The sequence below is a fragment of the Lysobacter sp. Root76 genome, from assembly GCF_001428685.1.
Taxonomy (GTDB): Bacteria; Pseudomonadota; Gammaproteobacteria; order Xanthomonadales; family Xanthomonadaceae; genus Lysobacter.
This window is the reverse complement of sequence record NZ_LMIK01000001.1, coordinates 752646-769291: the sequence shown is the minus strand read 5'-3', so window position 1 is coordinate 769291 and position 16646 is coordinate 752646. Positions and strand designations below refer to the sequence as shown.

General features: G+C 68.9%; 15 protein-coding genes. 1 reads left to right on the top strand and 14 read right to left on the bottom strand.

Annotated elements, in window-relative coordinates; genetic code table 11:
* Positions 1 to 3: 3 nt before the first annotated feature.
* The 14 genes from ASE10_RS03125 to ASE10_RS03060 all read right to left on the bottom strand — a co-directional run bounded on the left by ASE10_RS03125 (position 4) and on the right by ASE10_RS03060 (position 15702).
* On the bottom strand, positions 4 to 1125 hold the full coding sequence (locus ASE10_RS03125; protein WP_055903062.1) for a hypothetical protein: 1122 nt from the start codon (positions 1123 to 1125) through the stop codon (positions 4 to 6).
* Positions 1126 to 1134: 9 nt separating this feature from the next.
* Positions 1135 to 1455 (bottom strand): hypothetical protein, encoded by a 321-nt coding sequence (locus ASE10_RS03120; RefSeq protein ID WP_156087603.1) that lies wholly within the window; start codon positions 1453 to 1455, stop codon positions 1135 to 1137.
* A 13-nt stretch (positions 1456 to 1468) separates the two neighbouring features.
* Positions 1469 to 2215, bottom strand: coding sequence for a hypothetical protein (locus tag ASE10_RS03115; protein ID WP_055903058.1), 747 nt, complete (start codon positions 2213 to 2215; stop codon positions 1469 to 1471).
* A 13-nt stretch (positions 2216 to 2228) separates the two neighbouring features.
* Positions 2229 to 4070, bottom strand: coding sequence for a hypothetical protein (locus ASE10_RS03110; RefSeq protein WP_055903056.1), 1842 nt, complete (start codon positions 4068 to 4070; stop codon positions 2229 to 2231).
* A gap of 3 nt (positions 4071 to 4073) precedes the next feature.
* Complete coding sequence (locus ASE10_RS03105) at positions 4074 to 6047, bottom strand: hypothetical protein (protein WP_055903053.1); 1974 nt, start codon at positions 6045 to 6047, stop codon at positions 4074 to 4076.
* Positions 6048 to 6052: 5 nt separating this feature from the next.
* A complete protein-coding gene (locus ASE10_RS03100) occupies positions 6053 to 7849 on the bottom strand; it encodes a hypothetical protein (RefSeq protein ID WP_157480868.1) in 1797 nt (598 codons plus the stop codon).
* 211 nt (positions 7850 to 8060) lie between these two features.
* Positions 8061 to 8882: a hypothetical protein gene (locus ASE10_RS03095; RefSeq protein ID WP_055903050.1), complete on the bottom strand. Its 822-nt coding sequence runs from the start codon at positions 8880 to 8882 to the stop codon at positions 8061 to 8063.
* On the bottom strand, positions 8879 to 9349 hold the full coding sequence (locus ASE10_RS03090) for a phage tail protein (protein WP_055903048.1): 471 nt from the start codon (positions 9347 to 9349) through the stop codon (positions 8879 to 8881). Before ASE10_RS03090 ends, ASE10_RS03095 begins: the two co-directional genes overlap by 4 nt.
* A gap of 30 nt (positions 9350 to 9379) precedes the next feature.
* Positions 9380 to 11488 carry a phage tail sheath subtilisin-like domain-containing protein gene (locus tag ASE10_RS03085; RefSeq protein WP_055903046.1) on the bottom strand — a complete coding sequence of 703 codons (2109 nt, stop codon included), beginning with the start codon at positions 11486 to 11488 and terminating at the stop codon, positions 9380 to 9382.
* Positions 11485 to 11793 carry a hypothetical protein gene (locus ASE10_RS03080; RefSeq protein WP_055903044.1) on the bottom strand — a complete coding sequence of 103 codons (309 nt, stop codon included), beginning with the start codon at positions 11791 to 11793 and terminating at the stop codon, positions 11485 to 11487. The genes ASE10_RS03085 and ASE10_RS03080 overlap by 4 nt, the downstream gene beginning before the upstream one ends.
* Positions 11786 to 12817 carry a hypothetical protein gene (locus ASE10_RS03075; protein WP_055903042.1) on the bottom strand — a complete coding sequence of 344 codons (1032 nt, stop codon included), beginning with the start codon at positions 12815 to 12817 and terminating at the stop codon, positions 11786 to 11788. Before ASE10_RS03075 ends, ASE10_RS03080 begins: the two co-directional genes overlap by 8 nt.
* A gap of 34 nt (positions 12818 to 12851) precedes the next feature.
* Positions 12852 to 13457 (bottom strand): hypothetical protein, encoded by a 606-nt coding sequence (locus ASE10_RS19925; protein ID WP_157480870.1) that lies wholly within the window; start codon positions 13455 to 13457, stop codon positions 12852 to 12854.
* Entirely contained in the window at positions 13457 to 14485 is a 1029-nt protein-coding gene (locus ASE10_RS03065) for a sigma-54 dependent transcriptional regulator (RefSeq protein WP_055903037.1), read from the bottom strand. Before ASE10_RS03065 ends, ASE10_RS19925 begins: the two co-directional genes overlap by 1 nt.
* A 491-nt stretch (positions 14486 to 14976) precedes the next feature.
* Positions 14977 to 15702 carry a nuclear transport factor 2 family protein gene (locus ASE10_RS03060; protein WP_055903035.1) on the bottom strand — a complete coding sequence of 242 codons (726 nt, stop codon included), beginning with the start codon at positions 15700 to 15702 and terminating at the stop codon, positions 14977 to 14979.
* 381 nt (positions 15703 to 16083) lie between these two features.
* On the opposite strand from ASE10_RS03060, the gene ssb reads away from it, so the two are divergent.
* The gene (ssb, locus tag ASE10_RS03055; protein ID WP_055903032.1) at positions 16084 to 16629 is read left to right on the top strand and encodes a single-stranded DNA-binding protein; all 546 of its coding nucleotides are present in this window, start codon (positions 16084 to 16086) and stop codon (positions 16627 to 16629) included.
* Positions 16630 to 16646: the final 17 nt, after the last annotated feature.

The window sequence follows — 16646 nt, the reverse complement described above, 5'->3', positions numbered from 1 at the left end:
GTCCTAGCGGGTGAGTTCGAATTCGGAGGTGTAGCCCGGCGACATGCCGCCGCCGGAGGCGGTGCGCACCGTGTGCTTGACTTTGCGCACGTACCAGCGCCCGGCGCCCCAGCCGCTGATGCCGGTGACGTCGACCGCGCCCTTGGCGCGCAACATCACCGTGCCCACGCAGGCGCCGCGGGCGGTGAAGCCCAGCGCCATGGTCGGGTCCTGGGCGGCATCGCTGGTCGCGCGCGCGGGGCTGGAGGGCGTGCCCGGGGTGAAGGTCTCCGGGCGTTGGCTTTGCGGCGTTTCGGTGGCTTCGCCGGCGACGGCGAGCGCGCTGTCCAGCGGCGCGCCGCCGGCTTCGGCGACGGTCTCGCTGGGCGCGTGCGCGGGCTCGGCCGGTGCCGGCGGCGGCGTGGTGGTCACGGTGTCGCCGCTGATCGGATCCACCGTGGCGGTACTGCGTCGCGGCGAGGCGGCGCTGGCGGTGCGTTCGTAGGAGAAGCGGGTAATGCGTCCGGCCATGCCGGTGGCGGCCAGTGTGCCCATGGCCTCGCCCTCGGTCAGGCGCGCGAGCGGAATGAAGTAGAACTTCGAGGCGCCGCCGTTGTATTCGACGAAGGCGCGGCAGGAATAGCGCCGCGCCAGCAGCACGATGAAGTCCCAATCGTTCTGGGTGGTCTGGCGCAACGGCGCCGCCTCGGTGAACTCCGGGTCCGGGCTGGGTTCGATCTGGCCGACTTCGATGCCGGTGGTGGGCTCGCGGGTGACGATGCTGCGCAGGATCGTGCTCAGAGTGCCGACGTGGTGGGTGGCGCGGAACGGGCGCTTGCGGATCCGGTACGACAGGTCCAGCGCGGTGATGGTCAGTTGCTTGGGATTGCAGCCCGCCGCCGCGTTCGCGATCTGAGTGACTTCGCCCTCGAACAGCACCGCGTGGTTCTCGCCCCAGCCCAGGTCGACCAGCAGGGTGTTGCCCTCGCGCGGCGCTTCGCTGCCGCTGCCGCTGGGGTCGTTGAGAACCACCACCGCCTTGTCGATCAGGCGATCGTTGTCCTCGACCTCGGCACTGCGCACGTTGGCGCTGATGTCGATGCCCTGCAGGTGCACGCGCTTGTACGGCTGGCGGCTGTCGCTCATGGCGCGTCCTCAGAAGCGCCGGTCGCGCTCGACCAGGCCGGGAGCGCCGGTGCCGGAAGCGATGTCGAGTTTGTCGCCCGGGCGCCATTCCAGCGGAAAGCGCAGCGGGTTGGCGTCGGCCAGGCGCCACCAGGCTTCGCTGGAACCCTGATAGCGCCAGGCCAGGTATTCCAGCGATTCGGCGCCGGTGACCAGGTGCGCGTAACGCGCCGAGCTCGCCGGCACGCCCTCGTGGCGGCGGATCGGCAGCGCGGTGCGCACCACTCCGTCGGCGTCGGGGGCCTGCATCGGCGCCAGGCGGGCGTATCGCGATCGTGCGGAAACGGACATGCGCGCGGTGCTCCTAGAGATCGAAGATGTGTTTGATGACCGACGCGCCTGGCAGCACGTTGACGTAGTCCATGCCGTAGCCGGAGCGGCCCATGGTCCGGGCGACGTTGACGTAGCGCTCGATGGTTTCGACCAGCGGCGAGATCGCCTTGGTCTGCTGCTTCAGGCTGACGCTGATCTCCGCCCGCGAGGGCGAGGTGTCGGCGTTGAAGCGGGTGATCTTGATGCTGAGGTTCTCCATCACGCAGTCGGTGTTGATGCCGCCGTAAATCAGCGTGCACAGCGGCGGCGCGAAGGTCTTCTCGAAACCGCTGCTGATCCACTCGACCAAGCTGCCCACGTCGACGCCGGGATTGACGAAAGAACGCAGCAGGGCGAGATCGGGCGAGATGTCGCCGTCGTAAAGGTTGCCGACGTCGGCGGTGGCGCCTTCCGGACGCACCAGGCCGTCGAGCACGAAATCCAGGGCGAAGGTGCGCGGCTCGCCGCAGCCGGCTTCCAAGGGATGGGTGCGCACCAGCTGCGGGCCGAACTCCTTGAGGTCCTCGAGTGCGCCGGCCGGCGCGGTCGCCAGCTTCACGTACCAGGGCTGGCTGGCGCTCAGCGCCGCCGAAGTCTTGTCGAAGGCCCAATTACCGAAATTCTCGACGTCGGTGTACTTGTAGCCGCGCTTCTCGGTCAGCGACTCGGGATTGAACTGGAAGCGGAACACCAGCGGCGGCAGACTGTTCCAGCAGGCGAGGTATCCGTAGGCGGGCATGTCTCGTCTCCTGTCAGGCCGGCAGCAAGGTGGAATCGTCGGAACCGCGCTGGGCCAGTTCGCGCTGGTAGGCGAGCAGTTGCGCGTACATCAGTTCCGGCGACATCGGCATGGGTGCGCCACCGGGCGCGCCTTCTTCCGTCGCAGGCGGCGTGAGGTCGATGATCACTTCCTGGATCTCGATCGAAGCGCGCGGCCGGTCCACGGTCTCGCCGACGATGGCGCCAGGAATGGAGTCGGTGGCGGTGGGCGGGGTGGCGCGGAACAGGTCGGTGATCCGGCCCAGCAGGCCGCTGAGTCCGTCGCCGGACAGCCATTGTTCGTAGGCCTGCGCGATCGCCTCCAGGCCGGTGGCGGGGCGTTCGCGCACCGCGCGTTCGGCCTCGGCGAAGGCATTGGCGAATTCGGCCGAGCGCTCGCGCACCGCCTGCAAGTTGGCTGCGTAGTCGCTGCGGCTGCGATCCAGTTCGGTCGAGATCATCGAATCGAAGCGCGCCGAGAGCTGGGCGAAACCGGTGGCCACGCTGTTGCTGAGGTCGCCGACGCCGCGGACCAGTCCGTCGCGCAGGCTGTCCATCTGCGTGCGCAGGGTCGCCAGCGCCGAGGCCGGCATGGCCAGGTCGGCGACATCGGGCATGGCCGGCAGCAGCGACGAGGGCAGGGCTCCGGACGGGAACGCCGGGCCCGGCAGGGCCAGCGCGGCGGCATTGTCCAGCGCGGTCTGTTGCGTTGCGGTCAGCGGCGGGCTGCTGCCGCGGATCAGCTCGTACAGCGGCGGCAGCACCGCCGGCAATACCTGGATCAAGTGGGTGATCAGGCGGAAGATGCGCAGGTCGCCGAAGCGGGCCAGCACCACGAACAAGGTGTCCACCAGCCAGCGCAGCATGCCGTTGACCACGCGTTGCAATCCGCCGGCGAGGAATTGGAACACCGCCAGCGCGCCCTGCAGGACGGTGCCGGCGATGTCGAACAGGCTGGTCAGCAGGCCCTGCACCATCTGTCCCACCACTTGCACCAGGCCCGCGGCCAGGCGCGCGGCCACGCCGAGCAGGTCGAACACGGTGACCAGGACTACGCCGCGCAACAGCATCACGTTGCGCAGGATGAACTGGATCATCTCGACGAAGGCCAGCTTGATCGAATCCAGCTTGTCGATCAGCAGGGCCAGGCTGCCGATCAGCATGGGTACGAGAATGATCAAACCCTTGACGATCTGGGTGACGCCGCCGACCACGTTTTCGACCGAGCGCAGCATGCTCATCCAGCGCTCGTGTTGCGGCGTCACCGAACTCTCGAGGCGCTCCGGCGCGGGGCTGCCGTTGCCGGAGGCCTCGAACAGGCCGGTGATCAGGCTCAGGATCTCGCGGAACTCGCCGATCTGGTCGGTCAGCGACTGGCCGGCGACCGAGGCGGTAGGCGAGTCTTCGGGCTCGCGCGTGGCGCCGGGCTGAGCGGGCGTGGCGCCGCCGATGCCGAGCCGGTCGAGAATATTGCGCAGCGTGGTGACGATGGAGTCGACCTTCCAGATCATCACCGGCAAGGCGACGCCGGCAATGGTGCCGCCGATCAATCCGCCGAACAGGCCGCCGAAGAATCGGCCGATGCCGCCGAGCAGGCCTTCGAAGAAGCCGGCGATGCCACTGCTGGCGACCAGGTCGCGCAGGTTGTTGACGTGCACCAGCAGGGCGCCGCCGCGCATCGGCGGCGCGCCGAAACGGCCGCCGGGGGTGAACGCCTCGGCGAAGGCGAAGCCGGCGTAGCGTGCGGTCGCCTGCGCGACTTGGTCCAGCGTGCTGCGCACGCCGCGGATCTGGGTAAGCAGCAGGCCCATCTGGGTGACGATCTCTTCGCTCATGGCTCAGGCCGCTCCCGCGATCTGCGCCAGCTCGCGCTGGCCGTCGGAGTACGCCGTGCGTACGGCGTCGTGGAAATGCTGCGCCAGCTCGCGCACCAGCGCTTCGTCGTGGGCGCGGCCGTTGGCGCGCAGAGTCAGGCGCGGCACCCGCACCCGGCCCAGGCGCACGCGCCTGGCCAGGATGTGCGGCGAGGTCGGAGTGATCTCGACCATGGACTCTTCGCCCGCGCGCGCTTGCTCGCGCCACCAGGTGCGCATCTCGGCGATGTACAGCGGAATCGCGGCCTGGATGATGCGGAAGCCGTCGCCGGCCAGCCAGCGTTCGAACGCGCCGATCGGCTGCGCCTGGATGCGCTCGCCCAGGGTGCGGATCTGGTCGTCGTAGAGTTGGTTGGCGAGCCCGGCGGCGTCGCGGCCGAAACTCTCCATGCGTCCTGCCGGGCCGGTGCGGGCCAGGTCGGCGGCGGTACGCGAGAACACCTCGCCGAGATTGTGCAGCGTGCCCGATATGCGCTCGAACAGACCGCGCACGCTCAGGCCGAGGGCGCGGCCGAATCCGCGCACCTCGTTGGCCAGGTCGGCCGGCGGCGCGCCGAACAACTGGTCGTAGAGGTTCGGCATGGGCGTGATCGTCGGCCCTGCGGTTTCGACCATGGGCCCGCCGGTATCGCGGAACAGCGCGTCGACGATCTGCTCGACCAGGCCCAGCGCCCATAGCGCCTTGCGCCGGGCGCTGTTGATGTCGGATCCGACGAAGGGAATGAAGCGGCTGGGACCGGCAGCGCGCAGGGCGTTGCGTGCGGCGAAGATAGCGGTCTTGAGCGAGGCGTACAGGACGAAGTTGACCGTGCCGGTGCCGACGTCGATGAGGTCGTTGACGGTGAAGCGGATGCCGATCATGTCGATGACCATGCCGGCGACGCCCATGAACGGCTTGATCAGATCGAGAATGTCGAAGTTGAGGATGCTGTCGACCATCGCCAACACCCGGTTGATGGTGGCGATGAAGTCGTTGATGTAGGTGTAGATGCCGCGCACGAAGCGGGTCAGCGCGTCCACCGCGACCTCGAAGTAGATCCGCGCGACCAGCGCGAAGTACTGGATGCTCCACTGCAGCATGGTGGCGACCGCCGAGACCAGGGCGGGCACCTCGCGGAGCAGGCCGGGCAGGGTCTGCAGCATGAATTCCAGCACTTGCCGGCGCAGCTCGAACACGCGCCGCTCGAAGCCCTGGAAGGTATCCAGCAGCCAGTCGCGCCCGCGCAGCCAGGCTGCGTCGAACAGCGTGGAGATCCAATCGGGCAGAGTCGGCAGCAAGGCGATGGCCGCGGTCAGATAGCGCCCGACATCGCCCAGCGTGTCGCCGCCGCCCGACGCGGCAACGGCGTCGCCGCCGGGCGCGGCCGGGGCAGGGGTCACGGCGCTCGCGCCGCCGGGCGTGGCGAAGCGGTCGCGGGCCAGGCCGATGTCGCGCGCCAGCAGGCGCAACTGGCCGGTGCTGGTGGTCAGCCCGCGCCAGGCCATCGCCAGCAGGCCGAACACATCGGAGAAACGCGCGGTGTCGGGGTTGAAGGTGCTCGCGCGCGGCTCGATCAGGCGGTCGACAGAGTCGCGGACCAGGTCGAACACGCCTTCGATCGCGCCGATCAGGTTGGGCAGGATCAGTTCGTCCTCGACCGCCTGCGGAATGCGGGTGAAGCCGCGGCCGAAGGCGACGAACGGCGCCGCCCAGGCGGAACCGGCATTGGCGTAGGCGCGCAGCGCGCCGTGCTGCTGCGGGTCGATCGCCACCGACAACGCGCGGCCTTCGAAGGCGAAGATCGGAAACGCGCGGGTGCGGCGTTCCAGCTCGGCCATGCGGTCGTGGCGCTCGGTCAGCCAACGTTCGAGCAGGCCGGCCATGCCGATGATGCGGCGGCGGTGGACTTCGAAGGCGGTCAGCCAGGTGGCGGTGATCGGGAGCAGATCGATGGGCATGATCGTCAGCCCGCCGGCGCCAGGTAGGTCTGCTCGCGCAGCAGACGGGTCAGATCGGTGGCGATGTTGCGCAGCGAAACCTCGTCGCCGCCACCGGCCGAACGCACCACCAGCCGGCGCACCACCGGACGCAGGCGGCCGTTGTCGGGCAGGTCGCGGACCGGGAACTCGGGCATCCCCTCGGGCGTGTCGCTGCGATCGTAGACGTAGCGGTCGAGCGCGTTGAAAGCGCCCAGCAATTCCGGAATGCGCACGCGCGCCTGCGCCGGCAGCACACGCCCGACGATCGCATAGAGCAGATCGCGGTAGCGCAGCTCGTGGGTGCGCAACGCATCCAGCCCGGCTTCTACCGTGCGCCCGCCCAGCTCCTCGGAGATCGCGCGGCGCTCGCCGGCGAATACGCTGGTCGGCGGCTGGATCAGCTGGCGCGCGAGATCCGCGGTGGCCGGATCCAGTTCGAACGGCGCCGCCATCGCGGTGGTGTAGTCCGGGCCCCAGGGGCTGGTGATCGGCGCGCCGCCGGCGCGCGCTGCGGCGACCATGGCCTCGGCCGCGGCCAGGCTCGGTGGCGGCGGCTCGTTGAGCAGGCTGACGGCGAGCCCGGCCGGCGCCAGCGCGCTGGCGATGGCGCCACCGCTGGAACTGGGCGGCGGAGCCGGCGGTGCCACCGCGCTGGCGCCGCCGCTGAAGATCGAGCGGACCGCGGTCACCATGGCCGCGGCGCCCTGGAACATGCGGATCAGCGGGATATTGCCGATCAGCGCACTGGCGGCGCTGGCGACATGGCGCACATGGCCGGTGGCGGTATTGGAGATGCGCGTCAGCCCCTCGCTGAGCTGGCGACCGACCTCCGACAGCACCGCGTGCGCGCCGGCGACCATGGCCCCGGCCATGGCCATCACGTGGTCCAGCATCGACAACACGATCGCCCACGGCGAGGCGCGCTGGCCCTCGTCGCTGCGCCACAGCTGCGCCAGCGCGTCGAACGCGCCGTGCGCGATGCGCCCGATCAGATCGAAAGCGAACTCGCCCAATCGCTGCATCGCCTGGAATTCGATCGCGTTGCGCAGGATCAGCGGCCCGATCCGGGTCAAGATCCAGGCCGCCGCGCCGATCAGCTGGGCGAACAGAGCCACGACGGTGTCGAGCAGACGCAGGATGCCGCGCAACAGCGGATTGCGGATCGCCTCGCGCGGGCCGGTGAGCAGGTTGATGAAACGGGTCAGGCCCTGGATCACGCGGGCGAGGTCGCCGACCAGCTCGAACACCAGGACCATGCTGCTGTTGGGCCCGCCGGCCGCGGCGATGATCGCGGCTATGAAGCCGCCGATCAGCACGATCGGAAATGCGATCACCGCCACCGCCGTGCCCAGTCCGGTGATCTCGGCCAGAAAGATCGGGCTGTACAGCACGGTCAGCACGCTGGACAGGATCGCGCCCAGCGATTCGCGCAGGCACGCATACAGATACATGATCGCGCCGCTGGGGCTGATGAACATGCCGGCGGCCATGCCGGCCAGCCCCGCCACCGGTTCGAGCAGGTTGGGGCCGGTCTGGCCGCCCTTGGATTGGGCGCGCGCCTCGCGATAGCGCTCGCCCAGAGCGACGATATTGCTGATCACCACGCGCAGGCGGCCATCCAGGCGCGGCAGGCGCACGCCGAACCATTCCACCAGGAATGCACCGCGCGCGCGGTCCATCACCACGGCTTCCAGCCGCAGTACCGCGTTCCACCGCTCGAACGCCGTGGCCAGACCGGCCAACGGCGCAGAGAGCGATGTGAGTAGCAGCCCGATGGGCATTCAACGGCTCCAGTTTAACGACCTGCGATTCGACGGTCCGCGGTTCAACGGCCTCGGGACGATTCGATTTCGGCGTTTTCCCGCTCGATCTGCTCGATCAGCAGACGCGCGAAGCTGCGTCGGTCCTCGGTGGGCATGTCCATCAGCTCGCCGTGCGGCCAGTGAAGGTGGTACGCCAGAAAGAACACCTCGCGACGCAAATCCTCGAGCGTCAGTCCAATGCCAAAAAATGGGACAGATCCAGGCTGGCCTTGAACTCGTGGCCGCAGGCCGGGCATTCCAGCGCGCGGATCAGATCGACGCCGGGAGCGGCCGAATTGAGCGCCCGGTCGATCAGGCGCCGGTCGGTCATGGTCAGCTCGGCCAGCAGCTTCGGTCCGATCGCGTTGAGCCGGTGCTGCGGCACGTCGCCCAGCGACTTCATGCAGCGCGCAAGCAACGCGTTCTTGCCCAGCGAGGCGTTCTTGCGCATCTGCGGGGCGACCGCCGACTCGTCGGCGCCGGTCGGCAGACGCATCACCATCGCGTGGTGAGCCACGCCCTGGTTGTCGATGTAGCCATCCTCCAGGCGGATCCGGATTTCGCCGGCCGATTCCTCTTCGCCCATGCGCCGTACCGGCAGTGCGTCGAGTTCCTCGGTGACCTCGTGGCTGTGGCCGCAGGACGGGCACTTGTAGGTCGCCTGCAGTTCGTTGCCGAAGGTCGCGCCGCGCAGCCGCAGCAACAGATAGTTGCGGTCGGCCGAATACATCTCCGAGACCAGCGAAGGGCCGGTGGACTTGAGTTCGCCCAGGCCGACGATGCAGCTGGCCAGCAGTTCGGTGACCAGCTTGCCGCCGTTACGCTGGTTCTGCGGATCGGCCAGGATCGCCTCGTCGCGGCCGGTCATCTTGCGCAGCATGCCGTGGCGGTGCAGGCGGCCCTCGTCGTCGTAGACGCCGATAGGCAGTTCGAACTCGTAGGTGCGGTGGGTCGTCGACGCGGCCGGGGCCGGCATCGGGACCTCGCGCAGTGCGGTGGCTTCGGTTCTCATTCGACACGCTCCAGTCCTTCGTGTTCGAGGACGATGGTCTGCTTGAAGTGATTGGTGGACCCGGCTTCCAGGTCGGTGAATTTCGACGACTTCACCCAGGCACCGTAGAAGGCGAAGGTCAGCACGTCGGCGCCGTTATGGCGCTTGACGATCATCCCGTCGCGACGCGGCGTGGATGCGCCCTGGTCGTCGCGATTGAGCTTGAAGCACTCCTGGAACCAGTCCTTGAAGCGCTGGTCCTCGGGGCTGCCGTCGACGTAGCGCTCGATCGTGAGCGAGTCGAACTTGACCTTGCCGCCGGCGGTCTTGAACACGCGGAACGAGCCGCCGTGCGGCTGCTCCACGGTTTCCAGCTCGCCTTCGCTGAGCCCGCCGATCTTGCTGACCCCGGGGCTTTCGCGCCCGTCGATGATCAGCACGAACTCGCCGGCGCGATAGCTTTCCCAAATGTCTCCTACTTGTGGCATGACGCCCTCCTGCGTGCGCTAGTGATGAGTTCAGGCTTCGGCCGCCGAAGCCCCGGAGGGCTGCTGGCCGACGGTGATGACGATGGTTTCCGCCGGCTTGGACGGGTAGAAATAGACTTCGACGTTGAGCAGGCCCTGATCGACCTGGTCCGGCGGATTGTTCGAGGCGTCGCAGATGACGGTGAACACTTCCTCCGGCGAGCCGGTGCCGAACGCGCCCTGTCGCCACAGCCCGAGCAGGAACGGGTTCACCGCGTTGAACTTGACCGAGTTCCACAGCGACTGCCGGTTCGGTTCCTGACGCACCCAGCGCAGGCCGTTCTTCAGGCTGCTCTTGACGAAGTTGAAGAGCAGGCGCACGCCGACGTACATCCAGCGCGGGTCGGTGCTGAGCGTGCGCGAGGAATCGATCACGATGCCGGCGCGCGGAATCGCACGGATGCCGTTCACGCTGCCGTCCTTGACCAGCTGGGTGTGTTCGGCGTCGGTGAGGCGGTAAGTGACGTCGAGCACGCCGGCCAGGTTGGCCTCGTCGCCCGCGGGCGCCTTCCACACGCCGCGCGAGCGCTCGACGCGCGCGAACACGCCCAGCACGTGCCCGACCGGCGGCAGGTTGCGGCGCGGGTTGTCGCCGACGCCGGCCGGGTCGGCGATGGTGATCCACGGTGCGTACAAGGCACCGTAGGCTTTCTTGGCCTGGAACGACTGGCCGTAGGCGAGCGCCTGCCCGGCTTCGGTGAAGCCTTCCGGCACCGCGCCGACGTACATGCAGTCGCCGCGGTTCTCGCAGTAGGCCAGGGCGCCGGCGACGATCGCCGGATCGGTGCGTTCGCAGGTCAGCAGCTGGACGTCGTGCGGATCGAAAGCGAAGAAACCGCTGCGCGTCGAGGAGTCGCCGTTGAACTGGGCCGAAGTCGGAGTGCCGTCGCGTCCGGCCGCGAGCGGCGTCCAGGCCAGCACCGCGGGTCGGTCGAGGCCGACCAGGCTGGCGCTGAGCATGTCTTCGGCGACGATGTAGCGCGAGCCGCGGATCGTGTCGTTGATGCGCGCCGGCGCGTAGTTCGGCGTGTCGGCTTCCATCGACAGGTCGGACCAGGTCTCGCGCACGTTCTCGACTTCGGTGCCGCCCTCGGCGACGGTCACGGTGAAGCGCAGGTTGCGCACGCGGATGTTCTGCGCGGTCCAGCCGGCGATGCCGGCGATGGCCGGCGTCCAGGTCACCGCACCGGTCAGCGGGTTGCGCGACAGCAGCTTGACTGTGGCGGTGTTGGCCGGCACGGTCGGATCGAACACTTCGATCGCATCGCCGAGGTCGAAGTCCTCGGTGCGGCGCAGGGTCGCGCCGGTGGTGGCGACCGCGGTCGCGGTGCCCGGCACCGCCGCGGCGATGGCGAAGCCCAGGATGGCGTTGGCGGCGATGACCTGGATCGAGGTCCAGCCGTCGCTCATGCGCGCCACTTCGCCGGTCGAGGTCAACACCAGGTTGCCGGGGCCGGTCAGCGAGGCGACCACGCGGCTCTGGCGGCCGTTGACCGCATCGCGGATCTGTTGCGGAGTGGCATTCGCGGCGCCGCCGGGGAAGTCCGCCGGCAGGAAAGTGATCACGGTGTTGTCGGGCGAGCCGTCCACGCGCAGCGTCAGGCTGGGCAGGGTGCTCATGTCGACCGGTGCGACCATGGCCACCGTGCCGGTGATGGTCGCGGCCGCGGCTTCGCGCAGGCGGGTCGTGGTCGGCGTGGTGCGCGCCACCCTCACCTGCAGACCGTTGCCCCAACTGCCCGGATCTTCGGTGCCGCGGAAGCCGGCCGATACCCGCAGCGTGTCCGCCGGGCTGCCGTCGCGCAGCACCAGCGTTCCGGGTGCATGGCCGGTGGCGGGATCGTTGGAGATCACGCGGTTGACGTAGGCGACCTGGCCGCCGTTGTCGAAATAGCCTTTGACGAGATACGCGCCCAGGCCCCCGGGGAAGTAGCCGCCGAAGCGCTCGACGAAGCGAGCGTAGGAATCGACCATCACGGCCTGATTCGGCGTGCCGCGCCGAGTCAGCACGTTGAAACCCGCGATGGACGTGGGTGCGGCGGCCAGTACCGGCGCGCCCGTTCCGTCGACTTCCCGCACATTGATGCCGATGAAGCTCATGATCCTTTCTTCCTCTTGGGTGGTTGCGGGGGCCGCGCGGATGCTTGGGCGGCTCCCTGGCCGCGCCTGCGCGGAGTAATTGCGGTGCCGGAGGCGATCTCCGCCTCCGACGGCGTGACGGCTCGCAGCGCGAGCGCTTTGCGATCGAGCAGATAAGCCAGTTGCGGGGATGCAAGCTGCGCGGCGTCGAGCTCGATGCCCTGTCCGGCCGCGAGCACGTGCACCGACGAGCCCAGGTGCAGCTCGACCGGCTGCGAGCGCGTATTGATGAGGCGGACGCGGTCGCTCGCCTTGTCTTCAGCCATGGCCGGACTCCTTCCAGTCGATTTGGGTCACCAGTCCCTGCACCGGCCGCACCGACGACGGCGCGTCGTGGTCCTGCCAGGCGTACACGCGGCAATACAGCCGTTGACGCGGCGCGGGATGGAGGTTGGGGTCGTACTCGGATGCGGGCGCGCCGTGGGTCTCGATCGACCACGGCTGCGCCGCCACGCGCAGCGCGCCGCGCGGGCCGATCTGGCGCAGCAGGAAATCCATCAATGCGCCCTGGTCGATGCGGTCGGCGGCGACGGCTTCGATGGCGTAGCAGGCCTCGAACGCGGTCGGCGCCGGGCGCACGCGGTAGCCGTCGGCGACGAAATCGCAACGCTGCGCCGCGCCGGTGCTGCGTTCGGCGAGGTCGCGCACTTCCATCGGCACGATCGCGATGCAGGGCGTGGCGGCGGGCCAGGGCCCGCCGGCGGTCACCAGTTCGGCCGGGACCGGATTGCCGGCCAGGCTGGTCTGTTGGTGCAATCGCGCCAGCAGCGCCTGTTCGAGGTCGGCGAGCATGCTCGGCCGCACCGCCAGCACCTCATCGATGGCCAGGTGGAAGCCTTCGCCGGCGTCGATGCAGTGCAGTTGCGCGACCGTGACCGCGCCGCGCACCGCCGCCGGCAGGTCGGCGAGCGAGAACCGGACCACGTCCCAGCCGCTGCCGCCGGTCACCGGTACGCGCCGGTGCCAGGTGTTGCCGGGCGCGCCGATCGGCAGCGCGACGCTGCCCAGGCGAAGTTCGAGATAGAAGCCCGGCGCGGAGTTGCGATCGCCGCGCAGCACCAGGCGCAGTTCGTCGAAGTCGTCCAGGTCGGTGGCGGCCAGCGGGCGGCGCGCGATGTGGTCCTGCGAAGCCTGCGAATACGCCAGCGTGAGGCTGTGGCCGTCGCCGCTGGGCGTATCGCTGAGCACGTCCTCGCCGATCGCGATCGCCGCCGACGGCGTCACGCCGTCGGCCTGCAGCGCCTGCCAGCCGGCGAGTTGGGTGAAGGCGGCGAGCGTCAGCGACGGCACGAGCGATTCCCCTGCATCCTTGCGTGAGCGGGCGTCATGTCAGACGGCGCCTCGACAGTTCCTGCAGCACGCCGTCGAGTTCGTCCGGGCCGGCGATGCATCGGTAGCGATCGCCGGTGCTGCTGGCGCTGAGCATTTCGACCAGGCCGCGCTCGCGCATCCAATCCAGCGCGTCGAGCAGTGCGCGGCCGTCGACCACGGTCTGTTCGCGGAACCACCACATGGCGATTCCGTCAGCGGTATCTGAACTGTTCGGATTCGCCCGCAGGTAGCGGGCGAGCGCTCTTACGATCGCTAGCATTTCGGGGTAGTCGTCCATGCGTCCCAGCCTTGGACTGAAGAGCGCAAGTCGCATGCCAAGTGCGGATCTGTTGCAAGTGCTTGATTTGGTTGGCTCTAGCAAGCGTGCTTGACTACGCGACTGCTGTGCTTTGTCCTGCGCGCGCACGGCGGATACGGCGCGCGAGCCTGCTGCAACGCGCTGTGCGCGGCCGGGTGTTTTTGTCCATGCGCGCGGACGATTCCGACCGTGCGCGTCGCCGCCGGCCGCGTCCGTATGCGTCGCGAACGCGTGCGGGCCTTGCGCGGGGCGCAGCGCGATGCCGGCGCTGAGCGCCGTGAGGGTGTCGGAGGAGGTCATCAGGGGGCGTCGCTGAAGCGGCGGGTGTCGATATGGTGCTTGCGCACCAGCTCGAAGAACGCGCGCCGGTTTTTCTTGGCTGCGTGCGCGGCATGGGTGAGGTTGCCGTGGTGCAGGGCCAGCAGGGTCTCGATGTACTGGCGTTCGAAGCGGTCGACCACGCGCTTCTTGGCCGATTGGAACGATTCTGTGGACGGGTCGAGGCTATCGGCGCAGGCGCCCGGATCGGCGTCGAGGTCGGCATCGATGGCGATATCGTCGGCCTCGATGCGCTCGCCGACGGCCAGCAGCACCGAGCGCTCGATCACGTGGCGCAGTTCACGCACATTGCCGGGCCAGTCGTGCGCCAGCAGCTTCTGCAGTGCTTCGGCGGTGAGCCGGCGGCCGCTTCCGCCGCAGGCGCGACCCTGGTCGAACAACTGGACGAAATGGCCGGCCAGCAGGGCGATGTCCTCGCGCCGCTCGCGCAGCGGCGGCAGGCTGATCGGCAATACGTTCAGACGGAAATACAGATCCTGGCGGAAGCTGTTCTGGCGGGCCATGACGCGCAGATCGCGATTGCTGGCTGCGATCACGCGCACGTTCGAGCGCTGCACGGTATTGCAGCCGACCGGGCGGTATTCCTGCTGTTGCAGGAAGCGCAGCAGCTTGCCCTGCGCAAGCAGGGGCAGGCAGTCGATGTCGTCCAGGAACATCGTTCCGCCTTCGGCCTCCTTGACCAGACCGTGGCGCGAACTGTGGGCGGTGGTGAACGCGCCTTTGACGTGGCCGAACAGCTCGCTTTCGATCAGTTCGACCGGCACCGCCGCGCAATTCACCGCGACCCAGGGCCCGGCCGAACGCCGCGACAGGTAATGCAGCGCCTGGGCGCAGATTTCCTTGCCGGTGCCGGTTTCGCCGACGATCAGCACGCTGGAATCGCTGCCGGCGATCACCGGTAGGCGCTCGGCGATCTTCGCGCAGGCGTCGCTGGCGTAGATGAAGCCGCGTATGTGGGCTGATCGTCCTGTCGCTTCGCCGTGAGGCATGCGTAATTCCTTCCTTGGGATCGGCGAACGGGCCTGGCGCTGTCGCGGCGGCCTGCCTGGCCATCCGTGGCTCGGGGTACTGGGAGAAGAACGGCGATGGAACGCGTGACCGGACAGCGGATGCGATTTTTTCGCCGCGGCCGGTGCTTCGCACGGCTTGCGTTCCCGCGCGGCATGCGCACGCGAGGTCGCGCGTGAGACTCGCGTTGGCTTGAGATACGTGCGGCGCTGTCCGCTAACCTGTTAGCGTGCCGACGCGGAAACTCAGGCGCGAGCGGTGTCGCGGCCTGAGCGATGCCGTCGCGCGATTCGCCGCGACGCATGGTTCGCGCGACGGTGTCTTGCGCCGCGATGCTGTCGCTCTGCCTTGGGCTGTCGCGGCGCTAGCCGCGACACCATCGCCGCAAGCAGCGGACTCCCGCGCCCCTGCGCTGGCTTCGTTACCGTCGCGCTTCAGTACGACGAATGCGCGCAGCCCGTTCTTGCCGCATTCACTTCACCCGCGTCCAACGGATGTCCAGACCTTCGCGTCGATCCACGAAACCGACGATCCTGCCTTGCGCGTCGCGCTGGAATATCCGCCGCGTGCGCGGCTGTCCGGGCGCGAAGAAAACGTCGGCAATCTCGGCGCGGTAGCTGGTCGGCGCTCGGCCCTCGCGTTCGCCGATCAACACGCCGGTGTCGCAGCGCAGCGTGGCACGGATCTTGTCGGTCAGCCGATAGGTCCCGTTGTAGCCGCACAACTGCGCCGAAGTCAGCGCGACCGTCGGCGGGTCGGTCTGCAGCGCCAATACCTGTTCGCCGACCAGTTTCCAACCGTCGCCGCCGCGGACCCAGGTGTCGGTCTGGCGCCAGCGGCTGCGCAGGGTCTGGCCGTGGTAGTCCAGGGTTTCCAGATCCTCGTGGGTGACCGCCGCGGTGTCGCCCAGGTCGGTCACGGCGAAGCGGTCGATCGCCAGCGAGCCGCCCGGACCGGCCGGCAGCGGCTTGAGTTCCGCCAGGAAATCGGCCTTGTTGCGGGCGATGCCGTTCTCGTCGACGTGCACCAGGCGTTCGTGGGCGTTGCGCTGCCAGACCTCGACCCGGCCCGGCGCGATTGCGTCCAGGTTCTCCTGGGTCAGGCGGCGCAGTTCGGTTTCGGTGGATGTCTGCGCCGCGGCCGGGCTCAGGACGGTGGCGCAGGCGAGGGCGGCGAGCAGGCGCGGGGCGACGGGCATGGCGGGGCTCCGGAGCGGCGCGACGGCGCCGGCCAGCGATGATCGACGCGCCGCTCCTGGCCCAGCAGTGCGGAAGGCCACCCCGGGGCGGCGGGCCGACGGGCGGCGCGCCGCAGGGGCGTCGGATCGGGACGGAAGCGGCTGGCTGAACCGAATCGGAGCCAGTTGGAGCGCGCGAGCGCCCGCCGCGGTGTCGGGCGGCATCGCGCAAAGCCCGTCGCAGCAAGGTTTCCGGCTTTAACGTCCGCGGATCCGGCCCTACCCGCGGCAGCGGCATTCCCTGACAGGGGCCAGGGTCTTGGCCTGACGGTCCCGGACCGACGGGTATACTTAACTACCTATCGCCCGCTTTCGGCGACAACTTCAAGGACCCGCATCCTCATGGCACGTGGCATCAATAAGGTCATCCTGGTCGGCAACCTCGGCAACGACCCCGAAACCAAGTACACCCAGGGCGGCATGGCCGTGACCACGCTCAGCCTGGCCACGACCAGCGTGCGCAAGGACAAGGACGGCAACACCCAGGAGCGCACCGAGTGGCACCGGGTCAAGCTGTTCGGCAAGCTCGGCGAGATCGCCGGCGAGTACCTGCGCAAGGGCCGCCAGGTCTACATCGAAGGCTCGATCCGCTACGACAAATTCACCGGCCAGGACGGCGTCGAGAAGTACTTCACCGATATCGTCGCCGACGACATGCAGATGCTCGGCGGTCCGGGTGGCGAGGGCGGCGGCGGTGGTGGTGGTCGCGAATTCCGCGGCGGCGGTGGCGGTGGCGGCGGCGAGCGCGCCCCGCGTCAGGCCGGTGGTGGCGGTGGCGGGTACGGTGGTGGCGGCGGCCGCCAGGAATCGGCGCCGCGCCGCGATGCGCCCCCGGCCAAGTCCAACGATTTCGGCGACGACTTCGCCGACGACGACATCCCGTTCTAATATCGACCACAGACAAA